The sequence below is a fragment of the Opitutia bacterium genome (genome assembly GCA_016217545.1).
Taxonomy (GTDB): domain Bacteria; phylum Verrucomicrobiota; class Verrucomicrobiia; order Opitutales; family Opitutaceae; genus Didemnitutus.
The window spans coordinates 639079-658262 of the sequence record JACRHT010000012.1; the positions used below are offsets into that span (position 1 = coordinate 639079).

At 66.6% G+C, this 19184-nt stretch carries 18 protein-coding genes and 1 CRISPR repeat array; of the genes, 7 read left to right on the forward strand and 11 right to left on the reverse strand.

Going from position 1 to position 19184, the window contains the following annotated elements; all coding sequences use genetic code 11:
- Positions 1 to 63 precede the first annotated feature (63 nt).
- Positions 64 to 510, forward strand: a complete 447-nt coding sequence (locus HZA32_09595) for a DUF5069 domain-containing protein (protein ID MBI5424334.1) — start codon at positions 64 to 66, stop codon at positions 508 to 510.
- 93 nt (positions 511 to 603) lie between these two features.
- Here HZA32_09595 and HZA32_09600 read toward each other — a convergent pair whose 3' ends face one another.
- From HZA32_09600 to HZA32_09615, 4 genes are all read right to left on the reverse strand, one after another.
- Complete coding sequence (locus HZA32_09600) at positions 604 to 1485, reverse strand: hypothetical protein (GenBank protein MBI5424335.1); 882 nt, start codon at positions 1483 to 1485, stop codon at positions 604 to 606.
- Between the two features lie 53 nt (positions 1486 to 1538).
- Positions 1539 to 2663, reverse strand: coding sequence for a DNA polymerase III subunit beta (locus tag HZA32_09605; protein MBI5424336.1), 1125 nt, complete (start codon positions 2661 to 2663; stop codon positions 1539 to 1541).
- Positions 2664 to 2859: 196 nt separating this feature from the next.
- Positions 2860 to 3765 carry a CDP-diacylglycerol--serine O-phosphatidyltransferase gene (gene pssA, locus HZA32_09610; GenBank protein MBI5424337.1) on the reverse strand — a complete coding sequence of 302 codons (906 nt, stop codon included), beginning with the start codon at positions 3763 to 3765 and terminating at the stop codon, positions 2860 to 2862.
- A 15-nt stretch (positions 3766 to 3780) separates the two neighbouring features.
- Positions 3781 to 4140, reverse strand: coding sequence for a cytotoxic translational repressor of toxin-antitoxin stability system (locus HZA32_09615; protein MBI5424338.1), 360 nt, complete (start codon positions 4138 to 4140; stop codon positions 3781 to 3783).
- 73 nt (positions 4141 to 4213) lie between these two features.
- Here HZA32_09615 and HZA32_09620 point away from each other — a divergent pair, with 73 nt between their 5' ends.
- The 3 genes from HZA32_09620 to ric all read left to right on the forward strand — a co-directional run bounded on the left by HZA32_09620 (position 4214) and on the right by ric (position 6911).
- Positions 4214 to 4672 (forward strand): hypothetical protein, encoded by a 459-nt coding sequence (locus tag HZA32_09620; protein ID MBI5424339.1) that lies wholly within the window; start codon positions 4214 to 4216, stop codon positions 4670 to 4672.
- A 100-nt stretch (positions 4673 to 4772) separates the two neighbouring features.
- Positions 4773 to 5990: a threonine ammonia-lyase gene (locus HZA32_09625; GenBank protein ID MBI5424340.1), complete on the forward strand. Its 1218-nt coding sequence runs from the start codon at positions 4773 to 4775 to the stop codon at positions 5988 to 5990.
- Between the two features lie 189 nt (positions 5991 to 6179).
- A complete protein-coding gene (gene ric / locus HZA32_09630) occupies positions 6180 to 6911 on the forward strand; it encodes an iron-sulfur cluster repair di-iron protein (protein MBI5424341.1) in 732 nt (243 codons plus the stop codon).
- A gap of 42 nt (positions 6912 to 6953) precedes the next feature.
- Positions 6954 to 7659: a CRISPR direct-repeat array (repeat unit 37 nt; unit sequence GCTTTGCCTTGATTCCAAATCCTCGGCGGGGAGCATC).
- Between the two features lie 41 nt (positions 7660 to 7700).
- Here the strand turns inward: ric and cas2 are convergent.
- From cas2 to HZA32_09650, 4 genes are all read right to left on the reverse strand, one after another.
- A complete protein-coding gene (gene cas2 / locus HZA32_09635; GenBank protein MBI5424342.1) occupies positions 7701 to 8015 on the reverse strand; it encodes a CRISPR-associated endonuclease Cas2 in 315 nt (104 codons plus the stop codon).
- On the reverse strand, positions 7997 to 8923 hold the full coding sequence (cas1, locus tag HZA32_09640; GenBank protein ID MBI5424343.1) for a type II CRISPR-associated endonuclease Cas1: 927 nt from the start codon (positions 8921 to 8923) through the stop codon (positions 7997 to 7999). The genes cas2 and cas1 overlap by 19 nt, the downstream gene beginning before the upstream one ends.
- A 17-nt stretch (positions 8924 to 8940) precedes the next feature.
- Positions 8941 to 12258: a hypothetical protein gene (locus HZA32_09645; protein ID MBI5424344.1), complete on the reverse strand. Its 3318-nt coding sequence runs from the start codon at positions 12256 to 12258 to the stop codon at positions 8941 to 8943.
- A 234-nt stretch (positions 12259 to 12492) separates the two neighbouring features.
- Positions 12493 to 12684, reverse strand: coding sequence for a hypothetical protein (locus HZA32_09650; GenBank protein ID MBI5424345.1), 192 nt, complete (start codon positions 12682 to 12684; stop codon positions 12493 to 12495).
- 167 nt (positions 12685 to 12851) lie between these two features.
- On the opposite strand from HZA32_09650, the gene HZA32_09655 reads away from it, so the two are divergent.
- On the forward strand, positions 12852 to 13193 hold the full coding sequence (locus tag HZA32_09655) for a PadR family transcriptional regulator (protein MBI5424346.1): 342 nt from the start codon (positions 12852 to 12854) through the stop codon (positions 13191 to 13193).
- A 58-nt stretch (positions 13194 to 13251) separates the two neighbouring features.
- Positions 13252 to 15951 carry an ABC transporter permease gene (locus HZA32_09660; protein MBI5424347.1) on the forward strand — a complete coding sequence of 900 codons (2700 nt, stop codon included), beginning with the start codon at positions 13252 to 13254 and terminating at the stop codon, positions 15949 to 15951.
- Between the two features lie 13 nt (positions 15952 to 15964).
- On the opposite strand, the gene HZA32_09665 is transcribed toward HZA32_09660, so the two are convergent.
- The 3 genes from HZA32_09665 to HZA32_09675 are packed head-to-tail and all read right to left on the reverse strand — an operon-like array spanning position 15965 to position 17667.
- Entirely contained in the window at positions 15965 to 16729 is a 765-nt protein-coding gene (locus HZA32_09665; GenBank protein MBI5424348.1) for a carbon-nitrogen hydrolase family protein, read from the reverse strand.
- A 24-nt stretch (positions 16730 to 16753) separates the two neighbouring features.
- A complete protein-coding gene (locus tag HZA32_09670) occupies positions 16754 to 17113 on the reverse strand; it encodes a cupin domain-containing protein (protein ID MBI5424349.1) in 360 nt (119 codons plus the stop codon).
- A gap of 23 nt (positions 17114 to 17136) precedes the next feature.
- Positions 17137 to 17667 (reverse strand): GNAT family N-acetyltransferase, encoded by a 531-nt coding sequence (locus tag HZA32_09675; GenBank protein MBI5424350.1) that lies wholly within the window; start codon positions 17665 to 17667, stop codon positions 17137 to 17139.
- 161 nt (positions 17668 to 17828) lie between these two features.
- Here HZA32_09675 and HZA32_09680 point away from each other — a divergent pair, with 161 nt between their 5' ends.
- Positions 17829 to 19118 carry a sel1 repeat family protein gene (locus tag HZA32_09680; GenBank protein ID MBI5424351.1) on the forward strand — a complete coding sequence of 430 codons (1290 nt, stop codon included), beginning with the start codon at positions 17829 to 17831 and terminating at the stop codon, positions 19116 to 19118.
- The last annotated feature ends 66 nt before the right edge of the window (positions 19119 to 19184 follow it).

Genomic DNA, 19184 nt, shown 5'->3' on the forward strand with positions numbered 1-19184 from the left:
GGCGCGCGTTTGCGCGGAACGGGGCGGCGGCCGCGCGCGACTTCGGTTAGGGTGCGCGGCGTCATGTCCCTACCTCCGCTTCGCCGTCCGCAAGCCACGCTCGGTGGCTGCATGTGGTTGCCTCGCTTCATCGACAAATGCCGGCTGCATCTCGCGAGCGAGTTGCCGGCGGATTTCCAACTGCCGTTCTGCAATCCGCTCGCGGTGGACGGGATTTTCCTGGCGCATTTCGAAATCGCGAAAGAGGAGATCATCGCCGCCGTGGCGCGGGCGGCGGACGACGCGGCGGTCCTCGCTTGGCTGACGGAGCGCGGCGGTTTCACGGCGGAAAAAATCGCCGCGTGGAACGCGCTCGCACCGCAAATCGGCAAGCCGGGCCAGCCGGGCGCGCGCGGCCTCGCGTGGGCGCGCAAAGCGTATTTTCAGGGCGTCGTGGATCCACGCGCGGACAGCTCCTTCACCACCATCGCGTGGGACGAAGGCTACCTCGACGAACTCGTGCCGCGGTAGGGCTGGGCGGCGAGGCCCTTCGCCGTCGCGATTATCACGCTCGCCGCGGCGGCGCGGCGCGGAGTCCGCGCCCTACCAATCGCCGATGGCCGCTCAGTAGCGGCCGGCGAGGCCAAGGTAGTCGAGCTGCCAGGCCTCTTTCCAGATACGGAAGCGACCCTCGGGCGTGATTTTGCCGTGTTCCTCGCGCTCGGCGTGCGGGAGCAGGAAACCGAGTTCGGTGTTCACCTGTTCCATGGCGAGCTGCTGGCGGTTGAGATCGTCGAGCGGTTCGATGTCCCACGCCACCGGTGTCTCGCCGGCGCGGGCGAGGCGCTTCATGTGGTGCGCGACGAGTTTCGGCAGCGAGCGACGCCACGGACTGCGATCGACATACCAGTTCTCTGGATAGAAGCCGCCGAAAGGCAGGAAGAAATTATCCGTCACGTAGCGGCGCCCGCCCTGCGTCTCGGTCGAGAGGCTGTAGCACACGGTGATCGCTCCGCTGTCCTGCGGCAGGAACGCGACCTGCAGGCGCATCTTGTGGTCCGCGCTCTGATAAATCGATACGCGCAGCCAGATGCCGCCACCGACCTCGGCCTTCAGCGCCTGCACGGGCGTGAAGCGGTTGTTGCGCAGCCAATCGCGCACGCGGAGCAAGCGCTCCTGCACCGGCCACTCGTCACCGCTCGTGTTGGCCGTGAAGCGCGGGAACAGCGGCAGCGGGCTCAGGCTGATTGCAGAGACGCGCAGCCAGTTGAAACCGGACTCGACGAGAAACCAGCCGAGGAACGCACCGAGCGCCACGACCCAAAGCGGTCGGTCGATCCATTCGAAGCGAGCGTTCGTCTCGCCGATGAAAAGCGCGAACAGCACCCAGCGGAGCCAGCGGATCGGGATCGCGAGCAGCGGCGACGCGACGCGCAGGTTGATGTAGAACAGCAACAGCAGCAGCGCGGCGGCTGGCGCGAGGAAAAGCGTCAGCATCTCCGTCATGGCGCCTCAAGGAGGACACGGGCCCACGGCGACAAGCGCGCGGGCTCGCCGCGTCAGCTCAGCCGCACCGGCATGATCACGCACACGAAGCTCTCCAGCGTCTTGAACACGCCGGGGCTCACCTCGTCCTTCAGCTCGAAGAACACCTGGTCCTTCGTGAGGGCGCGGAGCGGATCCATGATGAATTGCGGGTTGAAAGCGACCTGGAGGTCCGGGCCGCTGTAGGCGATCGCCATCGATTCGTGCGACTCGCCGAAGTCCGGCGACGACGCGGTGATTTCGAGGAGGTTCGCGGAGAGTTTGATCTTCACCGAGTTCGACTTCTCGGAGGTGACGAGTGCGGCGCGGTGCACGCATTGGAGGAACAGCTCGCGCTCGAGCGCGATGCGCTGGTGCGTCTCCTTCGGGATGACCTGCTGGTAATTCGGGTAGTTGCCCTCGACGACTTTCGAGAACAGGTAGATCGCGTCGGTGAGGCCGGAGGTGTCCTTGTTCGTGTCGATCTGGAACGCGGCGCGGCGGTCGTTGAAGGCGATCTTCAGCTGGTCGCCCTTGCCGAGCAGGCGGAGCAGCTCGGAAACGGTCTTGGCGGGCAGGATGATCGCGCCGGCGCTGTTGGCGGGCACTGGCATTTCCTTCGCGACGAGCGCGAGGCGGCGGCCGTCGGTGGCGACGAGCGAGAGCTTGGCGTCCTTGAAGTTGAAGTAGACGCCGTTGAGGATGTAGCGCGTCTCGTCGGTCGACTGGGCGTAGGCGACGTTGCCGAGCATGCCGGCGAGCTCGCTTTGCTCGAGGGAGAAGGTCTTGTCGTCGCCGGTGTCGGGCAGCTTCGGGAACTCCTCGGCGCCGATGCCCATGATTTTGAAATTGGAGCCGCCGGACGCGATCTTGACCTGGTGATTGGCGGAGGCGTCGACCGTGACGTCGACGTTGGGCAGCTCGCGGACGATGGTGGCGAGGCGCTTCACGGGAAGCGTGACGCTGCCGCCTTCCTTCACCTCGGCCTTGATTTTGCAGCGGATGCCGAGGTCGAGATTGGTGGTGGAGAGCGAGATTTGATCCTTCTCTGCTTCGATGAGCACGTTGCTCAGGATGGGCATGGCCGCCTTCGATCCCACGACGTTGAGGACCTGAGCCAGGCCGTTGCTGAAGTGGTCGCGATTGATCTTAAATTTCATCGGGCGAGCAGGGTGTTAGGGTTTTCCCACAGAATGGATAGATAGAGAGGGATTCAATAAGGAAGTATCCGTATTATTATGGTCCAAGAATATCGCAGCAACTCCGGCGTTTTCCGAGGGAAAAACCGGCGGTCGGACAACTGCGAACAACTGAGGGGAACGCGCGAATAAGTCCGCAGTTGTTCACACGAAAAAGTTATTCGGGGTTTTCCCCGCGCATCTTCACAACGCGCTTGCGAAGAACTCGCATGCGCGTGTGCCGCGCGGCGCGCTGGTAGTGGGCGAAGAGTCCGTAGCCGATGTAGCCGAGGAAAACGAAGAAGAACGCCACCTCGCGGAGCTTGATGACGAGCGCCCCGATCACCACGAGCAGCACGAACGTCTGGAAACGCGTCTTCGTCTCCCAATTAACCTGCTTGAAGCTCGGGTAGCGCACCGTGCTGACCATGAGGAACGCCACGAGGATGAGGAGCAGGGGCAGCGCGATCGTGATTTCGCGGAGCTCGCGGTCGTTCTTGGCGAAATTGACCAGCAGCAGCACCAGCGACGCCACCGTGCCGGCCGCCGCGGGGATGGGGAGGCCGACGAAATCCTTGTTCGACTCCGTTTCCGCGCGGTGGAGCAGGGGATTCGTGATGACGTTGAAGCGCGCCAGCCGCACGGCACCGCACAACAGGTAGATGAACGCGATGAACCACCCAAGCTCGCGGAACCACTGGTATTCGCTCCGCGGCGCGAGGATCAGGAAGAACACCATCAGCGCCGGTGCCACGCCGAACGACACGACGTCCGCCAGCGAGTCGAATTCCGCGCCAAAGAGCGACGTGCGTCCGCCCATGCGCGCCAGCCGGCCATCGAGCGAGTCGAACACGACCGCGGCGAGGATCAGCCACACCGCCTGGGTGTAGAGTTCGAGGGCGTTTTGCCCGGCGTGCATCGCGGCGTATTCGCCCGCGTCCGTGATGAGGCGGGCCTGGATGCACCGGATGACCGCCACGAAGCCGCACAACAGGTTTCCGGCCGTCATCAGGTTCGGCAGGAAATAGATGCGGCTCGCCTGGGTGACGTTGTAGGGGTTCTCGCGATCGTCGAGATCGGGCATGGGCGCGGCGGGCGGTTACTTTTTCGCGGAGGTCAGGCTCTCGAGATACTTCCAGAACTTCGAGTCCTGCTCGAACAACTGCTTCTCGGACACCGGCAGCTTCAACCGGAACAACGCGTCTTCCAGCGACGCCTTGTGCAGGATGTAGTGCGTGTGGAGCTTGTCGCCCTCGACCGTGAAATAGAACCGAAACTCCCCCGCCCGCAGCCGGTAGAAATCGACCCCGCCGCGGTTAAACCTGCCCAACGGCTCGCGCGGGTGAGCCAGATCGGACGGCTTCACCTTGCTGATCGGCTCGATGGCCTCCAGCTGGGCGAGTTTGTCGAGCCGGTTGAGCTCGCGCATGCTTTGATCGGAGAAAGTGACTTGGAACATGGCGTGAAAGACGCAGTAACCGCCGCGCAGGCTGGCCGTCTTGCCTGAAGTCGGCAATCCACCCAACACCGCTATGGCGCCAAGGTCTCTAGCCCTCTCCCTGTTCGCAGCAACGTTAATCCCGGTCCTCGCCCCCGCGGCCGATCCCGCCCCCGCCCACTCGGCGCCGGCGCGCCCCGAACTCAACCCGCGCCAGCGTGAACTTCTCGAAAAATTCGACAAAAACCGCGACGGCCGCATCGACGACGAGGAGAAGCTCGCCGCCCGCGCTTACATGCGCGGCATGGCCGGCGGACAGAAAGAGCACTACAAGAAAACGCTGAAGCTCTTCGACAAAGACGGTGACGGCAAACTCAACGACGCCGAGCGCGCCGAAGCCGAGAAAGCCCGCGAGGAATTCCAAGCCAACCGCGAGGCTGTCATGGCGAAGTTCGACAAAGACCACGACGGCGTCCTCAACGACGAGGAACGCGCCGCCGCCATGAAGGCGCGCGAAGAGCGCCAGAAGCGCCGCTTGGATCGCAAGGACTAACGCCATCGGGATTGCGCGCCGGGAAGCGCGCGCTACCGTCCGCCGCAAAAACCCGCCGCCTGCCACCGCGCCCCGCGCGCCACGCAGCGTCTCTTCCCCCATGCTTCCCGTTTCCCTCGCCGACATCCGCGCGGCCCGCCGCCGCATCCGCGGAGGCGTCGTCGTCACGCCCTGCCCCGAATCGATCCCTCTCTCCGAGATCACCGGCGCGCACATCTACTGCAAACTGGACAACCTCCAGCGCACCGGCTCGTTCAAGGAGCGCGGCGCCCGCAACGCCCTGCTGCAGCTCACACGCGAACAGCGCAAACGCGGCGTCATCGCCGCCTCCGCCGGCAACCACGCCGCCGCGCTCGCCTACCACGGCAAGCTCCTCGGCATCCCGGTGACCGTCGTGATGCCCGACTACGCACCGCTGATCAAAATCAGCACCTGCAAGCGACTCGGTGCGCACGTCCTCGTGCACGGCGTCGACTTCGCCGCCGCCCGCGCCAAGGCCGACACACTCGTCCGCGACGAGGGACTCACCTACATCCACGGCTTCGATGCGCCGGAAATCATCGCCGGCCAGGGCACGCTCGGCCTCGAAGTCCTCGAACAGGTCCGCGACGCCGACGCCGTCGTGTGCCCGGTCGGCGGCGGCGGCCTGCTCGCCGGCGTCGCCCTCGCGATCAAATCCGTGCGTCCGAAGGTGAAGGTCATCGGCGTCGAAAGTGTCGCCACCGGCAACCTCACCGCCGCGCTGAAGGCCCGCAAACCCGTCGTCGTGCCGCGCCGCGCCACGCTCGCGGACGGCCTCGCCACGCTCACCGTCGGCGCGAACTCGTTTTCCATTCTGCGCCAGCACGTCGACCGCGTCGTGCGCGTCACCGAGGAACAGATCTCCGTCGGCATCCTCCGCATGATCGAGATGGAGAAAATCGTCGTCGAAGGCGCCGCCGCCACGCCGCTCGCCGCCATGATGTCCGGTCAACTGCCCGAACTCGCCGGCAAGAACGTCGTGCTCGTCGCCTGCGGCGGCAACATCGACCCCGCCATCCTCAGCCGCGTCATCGAAAAGGGCCTCGTCAGCGACGGCCGCATCACGCGCTTCACCGTCACGATCAGCGACCGCCCCGGCGGCCTCGCCGCGCTCTCGAGCGTCATCGCCGAATCCGGCGCCAGCGTGAAGGACATCGAGCACGACCGCGCCTTCAGCGGCCCCGACGTCCACGCCGTCAACGCCGTCTGCACGGTCGAGACGCGCGATCAGGCGCACGTCCGCGCCCTGCACCGCGCGTTGCGCGCGGCGGGTTTCCCGGTCGTCGTCGCCAATTGATGCAGGTAGGGCGGGACCGCTGGGCCCGCCGCCTCCGCCGCCCGGTAGCCCGCGACCTCCGGGCGCGGGTCGAACCATGCCCGAAGCCGAGGTAGGGGCGGTTGCCCTCAACCGCCCTTTCATTTCCGCGCGCCTCCCTTGACGCAGCTCAAGGCGCCCGCGCGCCCGCTGCGCTACGTTGGCGGCGCAATGAACACCGAATCCACGTCCCCCGTCTTCACCGTTGAAACCACCGTCGGCGCCATGGTCGCCGCGCGCCCCGCGCTCTCGCGTTTGTTCGAGAAGCTCGGGATCGACTTCTGCTGCGGCGGCAAGAAACCCCTCGCCGAACTCGCCGCCGCCCGCGGACTCGATCCCGCCACCGTCCTCGCGATGATCGAGGCCTCCCTTGCCGTCACGCCCGGCGCCGACGACGTCAACCCCGCCACGCTCTCCCTCACCGCGCTCGCCGACCATATCGAGCACACCCACCACGAATACGTGAAAGCCGAGCTGCCGCGCCTCCTCGAGATGGCCGAGCGCGTCGCGCGCAAACACGGCTGGCGCGACGCCCGCCTGCCCGAAGTCGCCGCCACCGTCAGCGCGCTCACCGAGGAAATGTTCAGCCACATGGCCAAGGAGGAGCGCATCCTCTTCCCCTTCGTCCGCCAGATCGATGGTGGCGCCGCCGATGCCTTCCACTGCGGTTCCATCGCGAATCCGATCCGCCAGATGGAGGACGAGCACGAGTCCGCCGGCCGCGCTATCGCGCGCCTGCGCGAGCTGACCGACGGTTTCCGCCCCGATGCCGAAGCCTGCAACACGCACCGTGCGCTCCTCGGCGGCCTCGAGGAATTCGAGTCCGACCTGCACCGCCACGTGCACAAGGAAAACAACCTCCTCTTCCCCCGCGCCCTCGAGCGCGCTGCCGGGATGAGCTGACGCAGGCAGATGAATTTTGGGACCCACGTTTAAGGTCGCAAAATGCGACCTTGATTCCAAATCCTCGGCGGGGAGCATCCGACGAAAAGCACTACCGGCCGATCGTGGTGCTTTGCCTTGATTCCAAATCCTCGGCGGGGAGCATCGGTCCGGTCCGGGTTGATGTCGCGCGGGGTGCTTTGCCTTGATTCCAAATCCTCGGCGGGGAGCATCTATGGCGGCGTTTGGCGTTCTCGGATTCGCGCTTTGCCTTGATTCCAAATCCTCGGCGGGGAGCATCGGCGCGGGCGCACGGGATGCGTCGTCGTTCGCTTTGCCTTGATTCCAAATCCTCGGCGGGGAGCATCGTCTCGCTCGCCGTCCCCTAAGTCATTCTCGCTTTGCCTTGATTCCAAATCCTCGGCGGGGAGCATCAAGACCGTTTTACCATAGCCTGCCGGGCTAGCTTTGCCTTGATTCCAAATCCTCGGCGGGGAGCATCTCGCTACCTCGAATGACCCGCACCTTGATGCTTTGCCTTGATTCCAAATCCTCGGCGGGGAGCATCGCGCAGTAGATGAAACCGCGCGGGTTGAGTGCTTTGCCTTGATTCCAAATCCTCGGCGGGGAGCATCGCGTGCTCATTCGAGGAGAAGAACCCGTTCGCTTTGCCTTGATTCCAAATCCTCGGCGGGGAGCATCGGTGAGCCGCGCGCGGAGGCCTTCGATGTCGCTTTGCCTTGATTCCAAATCCTCGGCGGGGAGCATCCGCCGAAGCGAAGGCCCTCCTTGCGAGGGCCTTCTGCTTTTCTACCAGAGCTGTATCTGCTCCGGCATGTCCTCGGGTGGCACCTCTTTGGCGGGGCTGCCGTAGATCACGAAGGCTCGTTCCCACTGCGCGCGGGTGACGTAGAAGGCTCGCACCTTCCCCTCCGGCGGGATGCCCTGCTTCACCCGGTCGAGGTGCGTTTGTTGCCGCGCGAAGCTCACGCACGGGCGCACATAGAGGCTGAACTGGATCATCTGAAATCCGTCATCGAGGAGGAATTTCCGGAAACCGGTCGCCTCCTTGCGCTGCTTCGGCGTGAGCACCGGCAGATCGAAGGCTACGACGAGCCAGCCCATTTTGAATTTTTCCACATCCATGGCCGGTAGTGTCGGGAAGAGCTGTTGAGCACGGCTTGACGGAAGGAACGCACGTCGCCCTCGATCACGCCGCGGATGTCGAGGTCGAGGCCGAGATAGTCCACGCGCTGAATGGCGAAGCCCGTCACCCAACGGCGAAATTCCCCGTTCACGACGAAGGCCTCTTCGTGCGACCGGTCTTTCACCCACTGATAGACGCGCCAATCCACGCAGGGGCGAAACGGTTCCATCAGGTCGTAGGCGAGCGGCGCGCTGCGTTCACGGATGGCGTGCGAGATGCCGACGGTGGGATCGAGTCCGAAGCCGTAGAGCTTTTGCAGCACGGTCGAGAGCAGCACGGCGTAGCCGTAGTTGAGGAGGTCGTTCAGGCCGCCGAGCTTTCGACCGCGTGCGAAGCCTTCGATGCGCAATCCTTCGGTGAAGGCATCCCAAAACAACTTTGCGCAGCCTCCCTCCTTGCGCGCGGTGCGCGCTTGGGCGGCGCGGGCGAGCTCGCGGGTGGCCTCGCTCTTCGGGGCGACGAGCGCGGCGACGGCGGCTTGGTTAAGGCATTTGGCGTCGATGGTCTTCTCCCAGAGCCGGCGGCGCACTTTCTCGTCCAGTGTGAGGTGGCGGCGCGTGAGTAGCGTGTCGGCCGAGCGGCACGCGGGCAGGAGCAGGCTGACGGGCTGGAAGCGCTCGCAGATGATGAGCGACACGCCGTGCTTGGCGGCTTCGAGGAACAGGTGGCTGTGGATGCGCGCGGAGAAACTCGTGACGACGATAGCCGCCACGTCTTCCAGCGGGAGCTGGCGCTTGACGCCCTTGTCGTCGGTGGAGACCAGCTGCCCGTCCCGACACGTCAGATCGGCTTGGGGTGAGTCGATGCTGACGATGTGGTAGGACATGGCCGGTGTCGTGGCGCCTAACGCGGTGAGCCGCAGAAATTGGTTCCGGCTGGCGCGGCTTGATCGCGGACCAGGCTTTTCAACAGCACGTTGATCCAGTTCGGCTTGGTGGCGTCGAGCGGAGCCAAATCTAGTGCGAGTCCGCTGGTGTTGTTCTTGATGGAGCCGACGCGCCAGCGTCCCGGGCGCTTGCCTCCACGAAGCTCGATGATCTGGCCGTTCCGCAGCAACCATGGGGCCTTGCCGCCGTTGCGCGCCTTAAGTTCCGCCAAGCTGCGCCACACTTGGCGGTGCGGCACGATGATGAAGCGCTCTTCCGGTAGCAGCGTCGCGTCGTCAAGGATGGCGACGCCGAAATTGTCGGTCACGACGCGCACGCCCTTGAGCGCGGCAAGCTTGCCGCCGACCAGACCGAAGGCTTTCGCGGTCGGCTCGTTCGTGATCTTGGCGGTCGGCCGATTGCCGTCGGCATCGCGGGGAGCGCGCTGGCGCAGCTTCACGCGGCCGTCGGCGGATTCGAGCACGCGGCGCGTGTTTTCCTCCAGTCGCAGCCCGCTCATGTCGGCGGGGACGTGCTGCACGACGCGGCGCTCGGCGAGGCGAGTGCGGATTTGCTTGTCCAGCGCCGGGTGGTTTTCGAGCAGGCCGCGCAAGCGCCACTTGCCCTCGGCGTCGATGTCCACGGGCACTTGCGAACGGAGCCAGTCGCGGTCGGCGGCGGCGATTTTGCGTTGCTGCAAGAGTGCGACGAGACGGGTCAGCAGGGCGCCGTTGTGGGGCAGGAGCGCGCTGGCGTAGCCGAGCGTGATGGCGTCCACGGCGTGGTGGAGATGGGTGATGCTGCGAATCTCGGACTTCTCGCGGAGCATCTTGCCGTCGGAGTCGAGCACCGTGGGGCAGACGGTCGCGAGGCAATCCATGAGGCGCCACTCCTTGCGCACGGCGCCGGTGACGCTGCCGGGCAACGCGACGAGATCGTGATCGGCGAGATGAGGCAGCGCGCGGCGCACGGCGATGCGCGCGAGTCGCGTGAGTTGCGAGGTCTGCGTGAGCTGACCGGGCGTGAAGTCGCGCTCTTTTTCGGTGTAGGATTCGAGGAGGAAGAATTCCTTGCGGCGGCGTTTGCGGCGCGCGTCGTCGTCGTGGCCGCGCGAGTCGAGTCGCGCGACGAACTCCTTGAACCGCTGCGGCGTCATGATCGAGAGGTGCGCCGCGCCGGGCACGGGTTGACCGCCGCACTCCTGAATAAATTGCCACGCGGTGCGTTTGTCCTTCCAGCGGTTCACGGCGGGGAAGGTGACAGCGAGCGAGTCGAGCGAATCGCTCGGGCGCATCGAACGCGGGATGATGTGGTCGAGGTCCACCACGCCGTCGCGCAGGTGGACGGCTTCGAACAACTCGCCGGTGTAGGGGCAGCGGCAGTCGAGATCGAGGGCGATGCGCGCTTTGCGGATGAGCGAGCCGTTGGGCTGGAGACCGGCGTCTTCGAGCCAGGTGACGGCGTCGTGGTGGGACTTCAAGCGCAGGCCGAGGTCCTTGGCGATGTCCTGCGCCGTGAGCCCGGAGTGGTCGCGCAGTTCGCGATTCACTTCGATGGTCACGCGGGTGAAGCGTGCGGCGTCACCGGCACCGTAGGCGGGATCGGCGACGAGGTCGCGGAGCAGGCGGCCGAGGATGAGGAGGCGGTGGCGGAGAAGATGATTGTTGGTCTGCTGGTCGAAGGGGCGGCCTTCGCGATAGGCTTTCACCCGGTCGGTTTCCTCGAGGCAACCACCGCTGGCCTTCGGATCGCCTCCGGCGATGACCTCGTTGAAGGCCTTAGCGAGCAGCGGCCGCGCATAGGGCGCGCGGCCGCTGAGTGCGGCGAGGGCTTTGCCGAGATGCAGCGGCTGGGTGAGCGGATCGACGATGGCAGCGGGCTTTTTAGAGCGGGACTTCGCCTTGGCTGGCGCAGCGGTGGAGGCGGAGGCGAGCGTAGCGTCGAAGGCGGCGATGTCGCCGCTGTAGCTCGGGAGTTCCTCGCGTAGCGCGGCGAGCGTGGTGGAGTGCGCTTTGCCGTTGGCAGGATTGATGCGCCACCAGCGGTTGCGGGTGCGGGCGCGGAGTTTTTCCGGGAGCACGGGCCAGACAGCGCGGAGGTGCGGGTTTTCCTGGATCAGGGCTTGGACGGGATCGAGCACGAGGGCGCGCTCGGCGTCGGGGTGGAGGAAGAGATTGTCGAAGTTGTCGCGCTGGCGTCCGGGGAGCGCGCGCACGGCGTCGCGGAGTTCGGTCTTGGTGAGGCGTCCGTCGGCCGACATGCGGGCGTGGAGCGTGGCGCGCTCGGCGACATTGAGCGGACGCAGCTGCGGATCGTCTCCCGTGGCGAGGCGGAGGTTGGCGAGCAGCATGGCCCAGCGGTAGCGGAGGAACTCAGGCGACTTCTTTGACGGGACCTTGGCGTCGCGCTCGGCGAGACGACGGGCTTCGGTCTCGGGGACACATTGCGCGCGCAGCTCGGCGTGGCGTGCGGCGGCGGTGTGCACGCAGCAGGCGATGATGCGGTTGTCGTAGCGCATCTGGAGTCGCCCGAAGAGCAGGCCGCCGCGAAAACGGCGTGGCAGCACGAGACCCGGAATCTTGGTGGCGCGGGCTTCATCCATCAGGGTGCGGATGAAGGTGTCGTCGAGGCCGGCGAGTTTGCCGACATGATGGGAGAGCAAGGTGCGGACTTCGGCGCGCACGATGTCGCGCGGGAAGGCGGCTTTTTGTTGGCGGAGATTCTTGGTCGGCTCGTGTGAGAGCGTGGCCGGGCCGTGCGGATCGACACCGAGCCAGCGGCAGACGGTTTCGGCCATGCTAGAGGTGCCATGTTTGGTCATCTCGTCTTTGGCGCGTTCGACTTTTTCGGTGTCATCGGCGGCGTCGGGATCGGAGGCGTCCGTTTCGCCCCAGGGTTCGTAGCCGCGATTATGCGCATACCAGCGGAGCACGGCCCACAATTCGGGCCAGATGAGGAGTGATTTGCCTTCGCTGGCGAGGACGCGCGCGGCCAGCTGCCAGGGCGCGGGGTGGCCGGTGCCGGGGGCATGGCGTGCGGCGAGGTCTGCCGTGGCGAGCGCGCCGAGGTGGGCGAGCAACTGCTCCATCCGACGGATGCGTGTCTTGGTGGCCCGGACGTGACGGCGCTGCTGGCGATGCAGACGGCGCTGCGAGGCGAGGGCGCTGTCTTTCTCGAACAGCACAACGCCGCAACCGACCAGATCGGGCGGAACGGCTGGGCCGTCGTTGGGTTGCAAGACGGCCCAGCCGATGGAGCTGTGGCCGATGTCTAACGCTAAACTTAACGTTTTCATCGAGTTAAGGAATCAAAACAAAGCCCCAGAGCGTCTGTGAACTTGAGAAGGCTGTAGGTGAGACTAGCGCTAGAGTTTGGACCTCTTTGATCAGCCCGCACCTACAGCCATGTTTCAAGAAACGTGAAAACTTACATTCCCTAGAGCAACTTAAGTCAATACCAATCTGCATCGGAAACGAACGCAAGACGGCCGCCCAGCCGATGGAGCCGTGGCCGATGTCGAGTGAGAGGCTCATAGTTTGGGGTTGCGAAGGGAGGTGGCCGCGAGCTGACTGCCGTCGGAATCAAGACAAAGTAGTGAGCGCAGGCCGTTTCCCTGCCTTCGTTGGCACATCGGCAATACCAGCGCTTCAAGCTCAGGCGGCAGCAACACTGCCGCCTGTTGCGTTTCCGGGGTCAGGCTTTCGAGGAAAGCGAAGGGCATTGTGACAAGCAGAGCGTTCCGCCTCGCTCTCGTGGGGGCGGCGGGATTCACGTGGCCCGTAGCCGCGGCAGGCTGAGGGTGGGCCGCCGAAGGGTCAAATCGGGAGTAGCCGGACGGCCACTGTGGCTCGTGTTGACTTTCAACAGGACGACCTGTTGATTTCCAACATGAGCGAGCCCGACCGCACCGAACTCCTGCAAGGCACCCTCGACCTCCTGGTCCTCAAGACGCTCGCCACGCTGGGCGAGCTGCACGGCTTCGGCATCGCGCGTCGCATCGAGCAGGTCTCCGGCGGCTCCGTGCTGCTCAATCAGGGCACAATCTATCCGGCGCTCGTGCGCCTCGAGGAGCAGGGCTGGATCGCCTCCGAGTGGGGCACGAGCGACAACAACCGCCGCGCGCGGTTCTACGCCATCACCGCGGCCGGCCGGAAACAGCTCAAGGAAGAGGTCGCCAACTGGCAGCGCGTCACCGCGCTCGTCGACGCCGTGCTCGCGGCGGAATCGTGACCCCCGCACCGGATAAATCCACCTGAGCAGGCGGGACGCCTGCGCTACTTTCCACGCCATGAAACTCTGGACGAAACTCCGCCACCTCCTCGGTCGCCGCGCCCGCGTGGCGCGCCTCGAAGAGGAAATGCGCACCCACATCGAGCAACTCACCGAGGAAAACGTCCGCCGCGGACTTGATCGCGTCGAGGCACGCCGCCAGGCGCACCTCGCGTTCGGCAACGTGCTCGCGACGCGCGAGGAGACCGAAGACGCGCTCGGCTGGCCCTCGCTCGAGGCCTGGGTGCACGATCTGCGCGTGGCGTGGCGCGGCCTGAGCCGGCGCCCGGCTTTCGCGCTCAGCCTGATTGCGGTGCTCATGTTGGGCACCGGGGCCACGACGGCGGTGTTCTCGCTCGTGCGCGGCGTGTTGCTCGAGCCGTTGCCAGTGCCGCATCCCGAGGAACTGCATCTCGTGTGCGCGCCGAATGGCGATCCCTTCGAACTCAGCGCGCCGACCGTCGATCGCCTCGGCCGCGAGGGCGTGCTCGCCGGTCGCGTGGCGGGCTACTCGTCGAATTCCCGCGCTGCGCTCCGCCTCGAAGGCGCGCCCGCGCAGCCGACGACGGTGCAATTCGTCTCCGGAAATTTCTTCGCCGCTCTCGGCGTTTCGACCGTGCGCGGTCGCGCGCTCAATCCCGCGGACGATGCGCCCGGCGCGCCGCAGGCGGTCGCGGTGGTCTCGCACGCGTTCTGGCAGAACAAGCTCGCCGGCGCCGCCGATGTGGTCGGCCGCGTGATCGATCTCAACGGCCAGAGCATCACCATCGTCGGTGTCGCGCCGAAATCGTTCACCGGCGTGTCGCTTGGCGACACGGGCGAATTGTGGCTGCCGCTCGGCTTGCACGCGCCGCTGCGCTGCAGTCCGTCGGCGTGGACGATTTCCGACGGACCGTTTCCGCTCGAAGCGTGGCGCCAATCCGACAATGCCGCGTGGCTCTCCGCGTTGGTGCGCCTGCCGGCCGGCGGCAGCGGCGCGCAGGGTCAGCTCGAGGCGGGGTGGCGGCCGCAACTCGACGCGGCGCTGCGCATCGTCACCGATCCGAAGACCGTGCAGGATTTCCGCAGTCGCGTGCCGAGCCTCGTGCCGAGCCCGCGGGGTTATTCGTCGACGCGCGACGAGTTTCGCCGCGTCGGCCTGACACTCACGTTGCTCGTCGCGGCGGTCGTGCTCGTGACGGCGGCGAATTCCGCGACGCTGCTGCTGCTGCGGGTGCTGTCGCGCGGACGCGAGCTGGGCGTGCGGCTCGCGCTCGGGGCGGGCCAATGGCGGCTCGCGCGCTCCGCGCTGATGGAGGGTCTGTTGCTCGCGCTGGCCGGCGCGACGGGCGGAGTGCTGTTGAGTTTGTGGCTGACGCCGCTGCTGACGACGTGGCTGGTGCCGTCGGCTTCCGGCAATCTGCCCGGAGTGGACTGGCAGCTCATCGGCGTGCTCGCCGCGCTCACGGTCGGGCTCGGACTCGCGATCGGTGCGGCGCCGGCGTGGCTCAGCGCGCGGCTGTCGCCGCAGAGCATCCTGCAGCAACGCGCGCTCGGCGCCGGCGGTTCGCTGCGGCTCGGTCGCGGCCTCATCGTGGCGCAGCTCGCGCTTTCGGTGATGTTGATTTCGATCGCGGGCGCGCTGGCGCTCGACCTGCGCCGGGTGTTGGCGGCGCATCCGGGTTACGAGCGGTCGACGGTCGTGCAGGCGTTCTTCAGCCTCCAGGCGGCGCGGATCCCGGCGGAAAAGCAGGACGCGGTCCTCGAGCACATTCGCCTGGCGGCGCGCGAGCTGCCGCAGGTGCGCTCCGTGGGCTTCGCCGCGAGCGGTGTGCTCAGCGGCAGCCGCTCGCGCAGCGGCACTTATTTCCGTGGCGAGGGCATCAACGCGCCGCGCGACAACATCCAGCACGAGTGCATCGATGCCGGCTACTTTGAGGCGATGGGCATGTCGCTCCGGCGCGGTCGCGCGATCGCGGCGACGGACGACGCGGCGCATCCGCCGGTGGCCGTCATCAGCGAGCGGCTGGCGCGCGAGGTGTTTGGCGGCGCGGATCCGATCGGCCGCCGGTTCGGCTTCGACACGAACGCCGGTCCGGAGGACCGCGAGATCGTCGGGATCGTGGCCGATGCGCGCGTGAATGGCGTGCGCGAGCTCCCGCCGGCGTTGATCTATACGCCGCTGGCGCAGTGGCAGTCACGACCGTCGTGCCTCGTGGTGCGGGTGGCGGGCGACGGCGTGGCCGCGCGCGTGGAATTGCAGAAGAAAATTTCGGCGGCGGAGCCGGGGATTTTGTTCACGCGTTGGGCGACACTCGAGGAGCGGACCCAGCGTTGGATCGGCAACGATCTCGCCACGGTGCGGCTGACGGCGGGTTTCGGCCTGCTGGCGACGCTGCTGGCGGTGATTGGCGTGCTCGGCGCGCTCGGTTACCTGGTGGCGAGCCGCTCGCGGGAAATCGCCGTGCGACTCGCGATCGGAGCGGAGCCGGGCCGGGTTTGGCGCGGCGTGCTCCTGGATGCGGCGACGCTCGGTGTGCTCGGCGCGACGATCGGCGTGGGACTCGCGTTTCTCCTCCCGCGGTTGCTCGGCTCGTGGATGATGGCCGGCTTGCGCGCGGATGGGACGGCGATCGCGCTGGCCGCGGCGGCAGGATTACTCGCGGCGGTGATCGGCGGGCTGTTGCCGGCGCGACGGGCGGCGAAGGTCGATCCGCTGGCGCTGCTCCGCGCGGAATGAGGACAGGAGCGATTTACCGCAGCAGGGCGTAGCGCGGATAAGTGCGCTTGGCTTCCTCCGCGAGGGCGAGATCGCAGTCGACCGTCGCGAACGGCCGGTCGGCGGACGTCGTGGCGAGGACGCGGCCGTCCGGATCGATAATCCACCCGCAGCCGCCGAAGCTCCCGTCGCTCGCGGCACGATTCGAGGAAACGGAAAATGCGCCGGAAACGATCGCGGCGACGCGGCCGCCGAGCAGCCACTTCTCCACGCTCTGCGAACCGGTGGCGCGCGGGGTGACCAGCAGATGAATGCCGGCGGCGGAGTAGGTGCGCGCGGCGTCCATGGCCCAGAGCTCGGTGCAGATGAGAAAGCCGAGGCGGGTGGCTCCGGCTTGGCCGGCCGTGAACACGTCGGGGCCGTGATGATACCACGAGGCTTCGTGGAAGCCTTCCTCCTCGGGGAGGTAGCGCTTGGCGTGGACGTCGGTGAGGCCGTGCTCGCGCGACCAAACGCAGCCGACGTTGAGGCGCGTGGCGCCTTGATTCACGGCGCGGGTGGTGAGGACGAGCGGAGCGTGCAGTTCGGCGAGTCGGTCGCGTCCGCGCTCGTGTGCGGCGACGACGTCGGCCCAGACCGTCGGCGAGAAATTCTGCTCGCGCGCGAACCACGAGTGAAACGGCAGCTCGGGCAGGACCACGAGTTCGCTGCGTTCGACGGCGGCATGTTCGGCGAGGGCGTGCCACGCGGTTTCGAACGCCGGGCGTTCGTCGGGGAGCTGGCAGACGGTGATGCGCATGGAGGAGGGCGATGGGTGGCCGGCTCAGATCCGGGCGCGGCCGTCGCGGGTGAGTTCGCCGCGGGTGTTGCCGGTGTTGACGGTGCCGGCGGGCTCAAAGAGCAGAATGCTGCACTCCTGGGGGGCGACGGGCCGGTGCTCGACGCCGCGGGGCACGACGACCATGTCGCCCTCGCGCAGCTCGACGGTGCGCTCGCGGTATTCCATGCGGAATGAGCCGCGCAGGACGAGGAACAGCTCGTCCTCGTGGTCGTGGTGGTGCCAGACGAACTCGCCTTGGATCTTCACGAGTTTCACGTGCTGGCCGTTGAGTTCGGCGACGATCTGGGGATCCCAGTGGCGCGAGAAGAGGCTGAGTTTTTCGGCGAGGTTGATGCGGTCCATGTTGGAGGGAGGGGAAAATCGACTCAGAGGTCGCGGTTGTAGGACAAATCGCAGCGGCAGGAGTGCACGCCGCTGCACTGGCGCTGGAAGCCGTGGCGTTCGTAGAGCGCGATGGCGTCTTTGAGCACGGTCGCGGTCTCGAGGGTCATGCTTCGGAAGCCGAGTTCGCGGGCGCGGGTGAGCGCCCAGTCGAGGAGTCGGCGGCCTTGGCCGTGGCCGCGCCAGGCCGGGACGAGATACATTTTGCGGAGTTCGACGACGCCGGGCTCGACGGGAAAAAGCCCGCACGTTCCGACGATCGTCCCGGTTTCGTCGACCAGCACCGCGAAATCGCCGCCGCGAGCCGCGTAGTGCGCCACGACGTCGGCGAGGTCGGCATCGGTGGCGGCGGGATCGGGCTGGAGGCCGAATTCGGCGAGCACGCCGTTGACGAGTGCGCGACACGCGGCCGAATCCTCGGTGCGGGCGGGGCGGAGTTGGGCGGCGGGACGCACGATCGAAGCATCGGAGCGGACGGACGCGATGCCAACGGTGTTTCCGTCGCGGAGCGACACAGCACGGAAGTTTTTATTGCCGCCGGCAGCTCGGCTGATGATCGCGGGAAAAATGGGTTTCGGCTCGCGGCAGCGCGCGGAGGAGGACTTTTTGGGAGTCCTGCGGGCGGGCCACTCGCGGATTCATCATGATGAAACGACTGCGATTGCTGGTAGGAGGAATGGTTTTCCTGGCTGGGGTGCTCAGCCGGGCCGAAACGGCGCCCGAATGGCCCGACGCGCCCGCGGTGATCCTGCGGGAGGATATCTTCGGCATCCGTTTCCGGCTTGCGCGAGAGGACAAAGGAGCAAAGGGCGCCGAGCGGTTTTTGCGCGAGGCGATGGCGCGCGGGATGACCTCGGAAGTGAAGGCCTATGTGGCGTGGGTGAGCCTGTGGTCGGAAGCGTGGGGCTTGCCGCCGATCCTCGAGCCCCCGGCCTGCGAGGCGCTGTTGCGTTCCGCCGTGGAGGAGGGCAGCGGCCTCGCTGCGGATGTGCTGGGCCGCGCGATGATTTACGGGCAGGGCGGCATCTCGCGCGACGTGCCCCAAGGGATGAAATTGCTGGATCTGGCGGTGCAGCGGGGCTGCGCCCGCGCGCTGGCGCGGCGGGGTTTGTTTCGCATCACCGGATTCGGCGGGCCGCCGGACGTGTTGCGCGGCGCGCTGGAAGTGCGCGAGGCCGCGGCCAAGGGTTCGGCGATCGGGTTGATCGATTTGGCGGCGGGATTCGAATCGGGCCAAATCGGCGGCGCCCCCAATCTCACGCTGGCGCTGGAGCACTACTACCTCCTCGCACTCGAAAACGAGAACACCGGCTGGAAGAAGCTGGAGGAATTCGAACAGAAGGGCGTGCCCGGCGCGCGCTTCATGCGGGCGCTGGCTTACGTGCGCTTCGCGAACGAAGGCGGCTTCATCGCGCCGTCGGTGGTGAGCCGAAAGCTGGCGGTGTTGGAAGAGGAGCAAAGCGACTCGCGCGCCTGGGTGGAACTGGGTGTGGCGCGTCTGTTCGGCGTCGACTGGATCAAGCGCAACCCGGCGTTGGCGAAGAACTATTTCACGCGCGCGGAACTCGCGGGGAACCCCGAGGCGAAGTTCTTCCTCGCTTACATGCGCCTGCGGGGCCTCGCCGGCCCGCAAGAAACCGAGGCGGCGCTCGCCGAGATGACCGCACTGGCGGACGCGGGCGACGCGCGCGCGTGCGCACGGCTGGGCTATTACTACTATTGGGGCGCGTCGGAGGCCGGCAAATTGAAGAAGGATCCGGCCAAGGCGCTCCACTACAGCCGGCGGGGAGCGGAGCTGGGCTCGAAGAACGCGGCGCTCAACCTCGCGCACCACTACAAGCACGGCATCGGCACCGCCGAAAACCCGGTGTTGGCGGCCAAACTCTACTGGATCGCGAAGGAATACGGCGTCTACGGGGCGAAGGAAGACCTGGTGCGGCAACTCGCGTTCGCCCGCGTGCGCTGACGCCATCCCTGCCGCCAGCGGGGCCCGGTTCGAAGACCGCGCCCCGCCGAGACGTGGGAGAAAGGA